Source organism: Acidovorax sp. T1, from assembly GCF_002176815.1.
Classification (GTDB): domain Bacteria; phylum Pseudomonadota; class Gammaproteobacteria; order Burkholderiales; family Burkholderiaceae_C; genus Acidovorax.
The window spans coordinates 174,583-183,061 of the sequence record NZ_CP021649.1 but is presented as its reverse complement, the minus strand read 5'-3'; the positions used below and the strand labels follow the sequence as shown (position 1 = coordinate 183,061).

Here is an 8,479-nt window from a genome sequence, read left to right as displayed (position 1 = left end):
ACCATGATCAAACAACGTCTTTCCCTTTCTTCCATGATTGCCGCCGCGGCCGCAGTGGTTACCTTGGGCCTTCCAGGGATTGCTTCGGCAGCGTACGAGCATCCCGCCAACAACGAAAAGGGCTTCATCGTTCACCCGGAACATTTCAAGAGCGAGAAGACGCGAGAGCAAGTCATCGCCGAAACTAAGGCTGCTATGCAGCAAGGACGACTTTCTTACGGCCAAAGCAACTTCCCGCTTCGCACACCTGATGCGGCAGGTCCAGGCAAGACGCGTGAGCAAGTAATCAACGAATTGCGGAGCGAGTCCCCTGAAGAACGCGACGCGCGTCTGCGTCTCTACTACCGGGGTTGATTGCCAGTTGGGGTTGCAGCGGGTTTCCGGGGAGGCCGAGGAATCTAAACAGGCGGCGTGGCAACTGCGGAAAAAACCTTCGACGTTGGCACAGAAACCCCGGGATCTGTCAAAAACAGAAAAAAGCGTGCCCTTGCGCTTCGCGTACCGCTGTTGGCGCAGTCAGCCGGCAGCCCTGTGCCTCGCTGATTCGGGGTCTCCTCGTTTTCAGTGCAATAAGTGACGGTACGCAAAGCTAGCACTGGCGCGGGGGTGGTCTGGGTAGACCGTTGATTTCATTGACTTTCCTGTTCGCTTTGTAAACGGGTATGGTGGCCTCCCACTTTTGAGGTTCACGATGCAGGGTTGGCACACAACGTTTTTGGGGATGCGTGGGCTCCCCCGCGATATCAGCGACTTCGAGATGAAGGCATTTTTCACCTTCGATGGTGCCGAGCGCGACGCAATCAATGCACGCCGAGGTGATTCCCACAAGCTTGGTCTGGCGCTCCATATTGGTTTCCTGCGCATGAGTGGGCGTTTGCTCGGTGCCTTTCGGGTAATTCCAGTAGCCTTGTGGCGCCACCTTGGCAACGAGCTTGGCATTGCAGCACCAGAAGTCGCCTCGCTGAGAGCCATGTATGAACGCGGGCGCACGCTATTCGATCACCAACAAGTAGCCTGCACGGTCCTTGGATTCCAGTGGATGAGCGAGCACCAGCGCCGCTCACTGGTACGTGAACTGCGCGACGAAGTGGCGCGCTGCGCCGACCGCGATCAGCTACTCGTGCGGGCGCGTCAATGGCTGTACAAGAACAAGCTGGTGATCGTGCACGAGCGGGCAATTCGGACACTGATTGCGGCGGCACTTGCCCAGCTTGAAGTTGAAACAGGCACCGCCATCGCCGCCAGCGTTGATCCAGCAACACTTGATCGCTGGCGAGCCTCAGTTTCAGAGCTGCGCCCAGATGGACAAACCCAGCAGAGTTGGCTATGGGCTGCACCGGCGAAACACTCAACCCGCCAAATCAGCGAGGTACTGGAGCGCATCGACCTGCTTTACACGCTGGACGTTCATAAGCACCTGGCAGACATCCCCGATCTCATCTTGCGCCGCTACGCGCGCCGACTTGTCTCCAGGCCGCCCTCAGCCGGAGCCAAGATCAAAGAGCCAGCGCGCACCGTGGAGGTCGCATGCTTTCTTCGGTATTGCCTGTTCACCACCACAGACCAGTTGATCCTTATGGTGCAGCGCCGGATCGCCGATCTGTGGCGTCAGGCTGCCGCCGATGTCCCCGCTACCGTCAATTGGGCCGCAATGTACAAAACGCTGCTCGGCGAACTTGTTGCCTTGAGCGCGCAAGGTGCGGTGCCAGATGCTGAGTTGCGTGCCCGTCTTGAAGCCTTGATCACCGAAACCCAGAAACGCAAACCACCGAGCAGGGCCTCCCTGGTCCGCGAGGGATTGATTGATGGAATTCGCCCCGTGCGGTCGTTGCTCGTCGCCATTGCAAAGCTGCCCTGGCAGGCCACCGGCGAGCATCCTGCCATCGAGTACCTTGCCAAGCTGCAAGCTTTATATCTCAAAGGATCCAGAAAGCTGCCAGTTGAAGTGGTGGCACCAAGTCTGGGAATGATCTGGCAGGTTTCGATCTCCAGCCCAGACCGGGAACGGGCGTTTCAGGCGTTGGAGGTGGCCACCCTGTTTGCCCTGCGCCGCGCGGTGCGCAATGGCTCGGTCTGGATTGAGCACAGCCTGAGCTTTCGGGGTCGTGCGCGCTTGTTCTTCACGGACGAGCGTTGGCAGGCAGAGTCCAAGAAACACTATGCCCGTCTATCGTTACCCAGCAAGGCTGCCACTTTCTTGAAGCCTTTGCTGGCCAGAGTAACTGCCGGTGTCGATGCGGTGGCCGCTGCAGCCCGCAGTGGCGTACTGCGCGTGGATGATGAACTCCATTTGTCGCCATTGCCCGCAGAGGACGAAGACCCAGAAGTGACCAAGCTGCGCGCGGCTTTGGATCACCGCATCGGTGAGGTTCAATTGCCGGAAGTGATTCTGGCCGTTGACGCCCAGGTGCGCTTTAGCTGGATCATGCTCGGACGTGAGCCGCGCTCTACCGACGAGCTGCTGATGGTCTATGCCGGCATCATGGCCCACGGCACCAGTCTGACTGCGGTCGAATGCGCGCGCATGATTCCGCAATTGTCTGCCACCAGCATTCGCCAGGCCATGCGCTGGGCGCGGGACGAACGGCGTCTGAGCCAGGCCTGCCAGGCTGTGCTGGAATTCATGCAGCGACACCCGATTGCCGCCACCTGGGGGCGGTCCGATTTGGCATCTTCTGACATGATGAGCATGGAGACCACCAAACGGGTGTGGCAAGCCCGGCTTGATCCTCGGCGCAACACACCTTCCATTGGAATCTACTCCCATGTAAAAGACCGGTGGGGCATCTTCCATGCGCAGCCCTTTGTGCTCAATGAGCGCCAGGCGAGCGTGGCCATTGAAGGTGTCATCCGCCAAGAAAAGCTGGAGACCAGCCAGCTTGCTGTGGATACCCATGGCTACACCGACTTTGCCATGTCACATGCCCGTTTGCTTGGTTTTGATCTTTGCCCGCGGTTGAAGGAACTCAAACAGCGCCACCTCTTTGTGCCACGCGGCACCAAAGTGCCCGCAGAAATCGCTGCGGTGTGCGAAGCCAATGTCGACGTCGCTTTGATCGAAAAGCATTGGGATAGTCTGGTGCACCTGGCAGCCTCGGTCATGAGCGGACATGCCAGTGCGGTGGCAGCTCTTGCGCGGTTCGGTTCTGCCGCCCAGGGCGATCCAATCTATGAGGCTGGCGTGCAATTGGGGCGGTTGCTGCGTACGGCGTTTTTGGCTGACTACTTTGTCAAGGACGCTTTCAGGAACGAGTTGCGCCGGGTGCTCAATCGGGGCGAGGCTGTTAACGCCCTCAAGCGCGCCATTTATACCGGCCGGATCAGCCCGGCGCAGGCCAAACGTGTCGATGAAATGCAGGCTGTGGCCGATGCGTTGAGCCTGATGGCCAACATCGTGATGGCGTGGAATACCTCACAGATGCAGGCGGTCCTGGATCGCTGGTCGAACCGCCGCCAGGTCATTCCACCGGAACTGATCGGGAAGATTGCGCCCACCAGGCTGGAGAGCATCAACTTGCGGGGTGTGTTTCGCTTCCCGGTTGACCGCTATGCTGACCAAATCCTGCCTTCGCGGCCAAATGCATCGATAACTGGCACCAATGGATGAAACCGACCACGGTTTGACGCCACGAATCGCAGATTTGAAAGTGAACAGGAAAGTCAATGAAATCAACGATCTACCAACACCACCTCCGCGCCAGTGCTAGCTTTTCGTACCGTCACTTATTGCACTGAAAACGAGGAGACCCCTGCTCACGCCAAGGGTCAACTCGCTGTGCCCTGGTTCGCCTTCGGCTTCGTCGCGGTTGTGTTGCTCAATTCGCTGCAATGGCTGCCGGCGTCGGTGGTGGCAGTGACGATCGAGATTGACACCGCGCTGCTGGCGATGGCGATGGCTGCGCTCGGCCTGGCCACGCACATCGGCGCCATTCGCAAGGCCGGGGCCAAGCCGCTGCTGCTGGCGTTGATCTTGTTCGGCTGGCTCATCGTCGGAGGCGCGCTCATCAACCGCTGGGTGCCGGCCCTGCTGGGCTGAAGCCTCGAATTCACGGCCCAGGGCCCTGACCCTAAATTTCTTTGCACGCTCTGGAATAGACCGCATGCCGACGCCGTCTGCTCTTTTGTCGGGACCTATCGGACCCTTCGTCCAGCACTCACCCCCCTTCACTTCACACCAACCCTTCATCGGAGCCCACAATGTTCAAGACTTTCGCTTTCGCCGCCACCGCCCTGACGCTCGCCTCCGGCAGCGCCTTCGCCGCCCCCAGCGACGACGCCCGCACGCACTTCCAGGCCATCGCCTCGGGCGACACCCAGATCGTCATGCGTGCCTATGCCGACCAGGCCCAGCTGAACTGGGTAGGCGGCCCACTCGACGGCACCTATGCCACCACCGATGCCATTCGCGGCACCTGGGAGAAGTTCGGCAAGGCCGTCGGCCCACTGAAGCTCACAGTCGGCCAGATTGAAGAATCGGCCAACCCCAAGGGCGCCACCGTCTCGGCCAACGTCGTCTTCGAAGGCAAGATGCCCATCAAGGTGCGCTACGTGCTGACGTTCCGTGAAGGCAAGATCGTCAGTGAAACCTGGCAGATCGACCCCAAGCTGGCGGTGGCTGCGGCTTACTGAACGGCACGCAGCGTGGCTACTCTCCACCAGACCCTAAAGGACAACCCCATGAAGCACCTTTCGACTCTGGCCGCGCTGCTGATCACAGCGGCTTCCTTCGCGGCACCACTCACCGGCGCTATGGCTGCCGACGCGCCGGCCAAGCTCGCCAACGGCGCGCTGGTCGACGCCAAGGGCATGACGCTCTACACCTTCGACAAGGACGTGGCAGGCAGCGGCAAGAGCACCTGCAACGGCGGCTGCGCCGCGCTGTGGCCGCCCGCGATGGCCGCCGCCAGCGACCAACCCGCCGGTGCATACACGATCGTCATGCGCGACGACGGTGCGCGCCAGTGGGCCTACAAGGGCAAGCCGGTGTACACCTACCAGGCCGACCAGAAGCCCGGCGACCGCGCCGGCGACAACTTCAAAGACGTCTGGCACATCATCAAGGAATGACATTTGCTGTCGACTTCCGTCCAGACCCTCAGGCCACGACCCCCCGATGCAAGACGACGCAAGCCTGCTGAGCTGGGTGCCGCGCCTGCGCCGCTATTCGCGCGCACTGGTGAACAACCGTGACGACGCCGACGATTTGGTGCAGGACACGCTGGAGCGGGCCTGGGCCAAGTCGAACCTGTGGGGCGGCGTGGCCGACATGCGCGCCTGGCTCTTCAGCATCATGCACAACCTGCACGTCGATGGCGTGCGCCGTCCCAGGCTGCACACCGTGACCATGGACGACGACACGCCCGAAGTGCCGGTGGCGCCGACACAAACCGACAGGCTGGCTGTACTGGATCTGCAGGCTGCACTGGACTTGCTGCCCGTCGAGCAGAAGGAAGTGCTTCTTCTGGTGACGCTGGAAGACATGGCCTATGCCGATGTGGCGCAGGCCCTGGGTATCCCCATCGGCACCGTGATGTCGCGCCTGTCGCGAGGCCGTGAGCGCCTGCGCGGCCTGATGGAAGGCCGCGCAGAACCGGTGCGGCTGAAAGTCGTCAAATGAATGTATTGCGAAGCAACCCATGAATACCGACCGTCCGCCACCGTCCATTCCCCCGGTCACCGAGGCCGACCTGCATGCGTTCGTTGATGGCCGCCTGCCCGCTGAGCGCCAGGTCGAGATCGCCGCTTATCTGGCCGCACGCCCTGAAGACGCGCAGCGCTTGGAGGCCTACCGGGCGCATAAGCGCGAACTGCACGCCTTGTTCGATCCCGTGCTGGATGAACAGCCGCCGCAGCGCCTGCTGAAATCGGCGCGCCCGCGCGCCGTGCCGCAGACGCCTTGGTACCTCCAGCGCCTGGCCGCTGGGATCGCCATCGCCGTCATCAGCGGCGCCACAGGCTGGGGCTTGCGGGGCGGCCTGCCCGCGGGGGGCGACGATGCCGGCCGCATGGCCGCCGCGGCACCCGCCGAGCGCGGCCTGACGCTGGCGTCAGCGGGCGGCTTCGCGCAGCGCGCGGCGGTGGCTCACGCGGTATACAGTCCCGACCCGCGCCGCCCGGTCGAGGTGGACGCGGCGCACGAAGACCAGCTCGTGGCCTGGCTGTCCAAGCGCATGGGCGCGCCGATGAAGCCGCCGTACCTGCAGGCCCAGGGCTATACGCTGGAAGGCGGGCGCCTGTTGCCGGGCGGCCAGGGGCCGGTGGCGCAGTTCATGTACCGCAACGAGCTCGGCAGCAAACTGACGCTGTACGTATCCAACGATGTCGCCGACGTGGGCAGTGCCGCGGGGCCGGACAAGGCACTGCAGGCCAGCGTGAAGAACACAGACACGGCCTTCCGCTTCGCACGCGAAGGTGTGGTCAATGTCTTCTACTGGGTCGACGGTCCCTTCGGCTACGCCCTGTCGTCCGACGCCGACCGCAGCGTGCTGGCGCAGGTGTCGGCCGAGGTCTATCGGCATCTTGGCACCCCGCGCTGAAGGCCAGGGCGGCGTCGGCGCGACGCGCTGTCGGCATGCCCAGGGAATGAAACGGCCCGAGCCGCGCTCTTGACCTGAAGCAAGCGCTGGGCAGTGGTTCATCGGCGGCTCCCGGCCCACGACCCAAGCGATCACTCTCCACACCAACTCAGAAAGCACACATGACCACCCAACGCCGCGACATTCTCAAGTACACCCTGGCCGCCGCGGCAGCCAGCGCGCTGCCCGCAGCACATGCCCAGGCCCCGTCCGGCGCTTCAGCGGGAGCCGCAGCCACCGGCATCGACCCGCGCGACCGCGTCTTCATCACCAATGAAGACTCCAACACGCTGGTCGTCATCGATCCGAAGACGAACACCGTCGAGAGCACGATCAACCTGACCAGCTTCGACGAAGACCCGCGGCCTCCATTTCGCTACGTCACCGCCGGCGTGGCGCCGACACACGCGGCGATGATCCACAAGCCGCTGTACCACGGCTGCATCGACGCCCACGGCGCGGTGCCGTCGCCCGACGGCCGGCTGCTGGCCACCAGCGGGCGCGGCTCCAGCAACATTTATCTGATCGACGCCGAGCAGCGCCGCGTGATCGGCAACACACCCAACCCTGCGTCTGGGCCCACCACCAACCCCGAGCGCCTGAGTAGTGGCCTGCTGCTGGGCCGCGAACCGCACGAGCCCACTTTCACGCGCAACGGCCGCGAGCTGTGGGTCACGCTGCGCGGTGAAGACCGTATTGCCATCGTCGGCGTCGATCGTGCCGTTCGCCAGCTCAAGGGGGCCGACAGCCCGGGCTCCAGCGCGGTTCGCCAATACCTGCCCACACTGAGCGGCCCGGCGCAGGTGTGGTTCAACCGTGAGGGTACGTTGGCCTTTGTGGCCAGCCAGAAGGTGTCGAAGATCGACGTGTTCCGCGTCAACCCCGGCGCGGATGGCCACAGCCAACCGCAGCGGCTGACCACGCTGGACATCAGCGCACAGGACAAACCCGGCTTCACGCCCTTCATGAAGACCACACCCGACGGTGCCGAGGTGTGGTTCTCGCACAAGCTGGCTGATGCGGTGTCTTGCCGCTCGACGCAGGGTGGCTTCGACCTGATCGACACCGTGCCACTCGGCATGGGCGCTCGGCCCAACCACGTTGAGTTCGTGCGCAATGCGCGCGGCAGCGTGGTCTATGCCAGCCTGGCGCGCATCGACGATGGTGGCCCCGGCGGCGTGGCGTCGAGCCCGATCGCCATCATCGACCGCAGCGCTCCGGGCGGACAGCGCAAGGTGGTGGGCACCTTCTCCAGCCGTGGCCGCGAGTCGCACGGGTTGTGGACCAACCCCGAGAACACGCTGCTGTATGTGGCCCACGAACAGGACGAGCTGCCCGGCACGCCCAACGCGGGCCAGACCGTGTGCAGTGCATTTGATGTGAGCGACCCGCTGCGCCCGACCTTCATTGCGCAGATCCCCCTGGGCAATCTGACGCTGCCCTCTGGCGCGCTGCGCAACAAAAAGAGCATCAACCTCGTCTACGTGCGTGTGGGCGAGAAGGGCCAGACGGCATGAGCGGCGCGCACACCAGCCACGGCGCCAGCGCCGCGCACACCAGCGCATTCCAGCGGGATATGGACGAATCGATGGCCCGCATGATGCAGGCCATGCACAGCCCGGGCTACGCAGGCCAGGCCGACCAGGACTTTCTGGCGATGATGATTCCGCACCACGCCGGCGCTGTGGATATGGCGCGGCTGGTGTTGCAGCATGGGCGCGATCCTGTCACCCGGCAGTTGGCCGAGGAAATCATTGCCGGGCAGACGGTGGAGATCCAGAGCATGCAACGCCGACTGCACACCCTGCAGCAGCGCACAGCCAAAGGTGCGGAAGCGGAATTTCCGTCGCTGGGTGGGACGCGGGGGCCTTGATCGACAGCCCTAGGGAAAGTACCGATGAGCG

The 8,479-nt window shown here is 63.2% G+C and carries 9 protein-coding genes; all 9 read left to right on the top strand.

The genetic code is table 11. The annotated features are described in order from the left end of the window. Positions 1-3 precede the first annotated feature (3 nt). The 9 genes from CCX87_RS19825 (at position 4) to CCX87_RS19785 (ending at position 8,448) form a co-directional block, all read left to right on the top strand. Positions 4-354, top strand: coding sequence for a DUF4148 domain-containing protein (locus CCX87_RS19825; RefSeq protein WP_087748581.1), 351 nt, complete (start codon positions 4-6; stop codon positions 352-354). 337 nt (positions 355-691) lie between these two features. Beyond that, positions 692-3,607 carry a Tn3-like element IS1071 family transposase gene (locus CCX87_RS19820; protein WP_087743256.1) on the top strand — a complete coding sequence of 972 codons (2,916 nt, stop codon included), beginning with the start codon at positions 692-694 and terminating at the stop codon, positions 3,605-3,607. Between the two features lie 93 nt (positions 3,608-3,700). Further along, entirely contained in the window at positions 3,701-4,036 is a 336-nt protein-coding gene (locus CCX87_RS19815; RefSeq protein WP_442857489.1) for a putative sulfate exporter family transporter, read from the top strand. Positions 4,037-4,197: 161 nt separating this feature from the next. Next, on the top strand, positions 4,198-4,629 hold the full coding sequence (locus CCX87_RS19810) for a nuclear transport factor 2 family protein (RefSeq protein ID WP_008904227.1): 432 nt from the start codon (positions 4,198-4,200) through the stop codon (positions 4,627-4,629). A gap of 48 nt (positions 4,630-4,677) precedes the next feature. Then, positions 4,678-5,067 carry a COG4315 family predicted lipoprotein gene (locus CCX87_RS19805; RefSeq protein ID WP_015012967.1) on the top strand — a complete coding sequence of 130 codons (390 nt, stop codon included), beginning with the start codon at positions 4,678-4,680 and terminating at the stop codon, positions 5,065-5,067. Between the two features lie 46 nt (positions 5,068-5,113). Beyond that, complete coding sequence (locus tag CCX87_RS19800; protein WP_008904230.1) at positions 5,114-5,617, top strand: RNA polymerase sigma factor; 504 nt, start codon at positions 5,114-5,116, stop codon at positions 5,615-5,617. Positions 5,618-5,636: 19 nt separating this feature from the next. Beyond that, positions 5,637-6,536 carry an anti-sigma factor family protein gene (locus tag CCX87_RS19795; RefSeq protein ID WP_087748580.1) on the top strand — a complete coding sequence of 300 codons (900 nt, stop codon included), beginning with the start codon at positions 5,637-5,639 and terminating at the stop codon, positions 6,534-6,536. Between the two features lie 161 nt (positions 6,537-6,697). Then, positions 6,698-8,092: a YncE family protein gene (locus CCX87_RS19790; protein ID WP_062405660.1), complete on the top strand. Its 1,395-nt coding sequence runs from the start codon at positions 6,698-6,700 to the stop codon at positions 8,090-8,092. Continuing rightward, positions 8,089-8,448, top strand: a complete 360-nt coding sequence (locus CCX87_RS19785) for a DUF305 domain-containing protein (RefSeq protein ID WP_008904210.1) — start codon at positions 8,089-8,091, stop codon at positions 8,446-8,448. Before CCX87_RS19790 ends, CCX87_RS19785 begins: the two co-directional genes overlap by 4 nt. Positions 8,449-8,479 lie beyond the last annotated feature (31 nt).

What these genes read in the sequence shown, in the direction of transcription:
- CCX87_RS19805 (WP_015012967.1), top strand. Translation starts at nt 4,678, where the DNA reads ATGAAGCACCTTTCGACTCTGGCCGCGCTGCTGATCACAGCGGCTTCC.
- CCX87_RS19795 (WP_087748580.1), top strand. Translation starts at nt 5,637, where the DNA reads ATGAATACCGACCGTCCGCCACCGTCCATTCCCCCGGTCACCGAGGCC.
- CCX87_RS19825 (WP_087748581.1), top strand. Translation starts at nt 4, where the DNA reads ATGATCAAACAACGTCTTTCCCTTTCTTCCATGATTGCCGCCGCGGCC.
- CCX87_RS19820 (WP_087743256.1), top strand. Translation starts at nt 692, where the DNA reads ATGCAGGGTTGGCACACAACGTTTTTGGGGATGCGTGGGCTCCCCCGC.
- CCX87_RS19790 (WP_062405660.1), top strand. Translation starts at nt 6,698, where the DNA reads ATGACCACCCAACGCCGCGACATTCTCAAGTACACCCTGGCCGCCGCG.
- CCX87_RS19785 (WP_008904210.1), top strand. Translation starts at nt 8,089, where the DNA reads ATGAGCGGCGCGCACACCAGCCACGGCGCCAGCGCCGCGCACACCAGC.
- CCX87_RS19800 (WP_008904230.1), top strand. Translation starts at nt 5,114, where the DNA reads ATGCAAGACGACGCAAGCCTGCTGAGCTGGGTGCCGCGCCTGCGCCGC.
- CCX87_RS19810 (WP_008904227.1), top strand. Translation starts at nt 4,198, where the DNA reads ATGTTCAAGACTTTCGCTTTCGCCGCCACCGCCCTGACGCTCGCCTCC.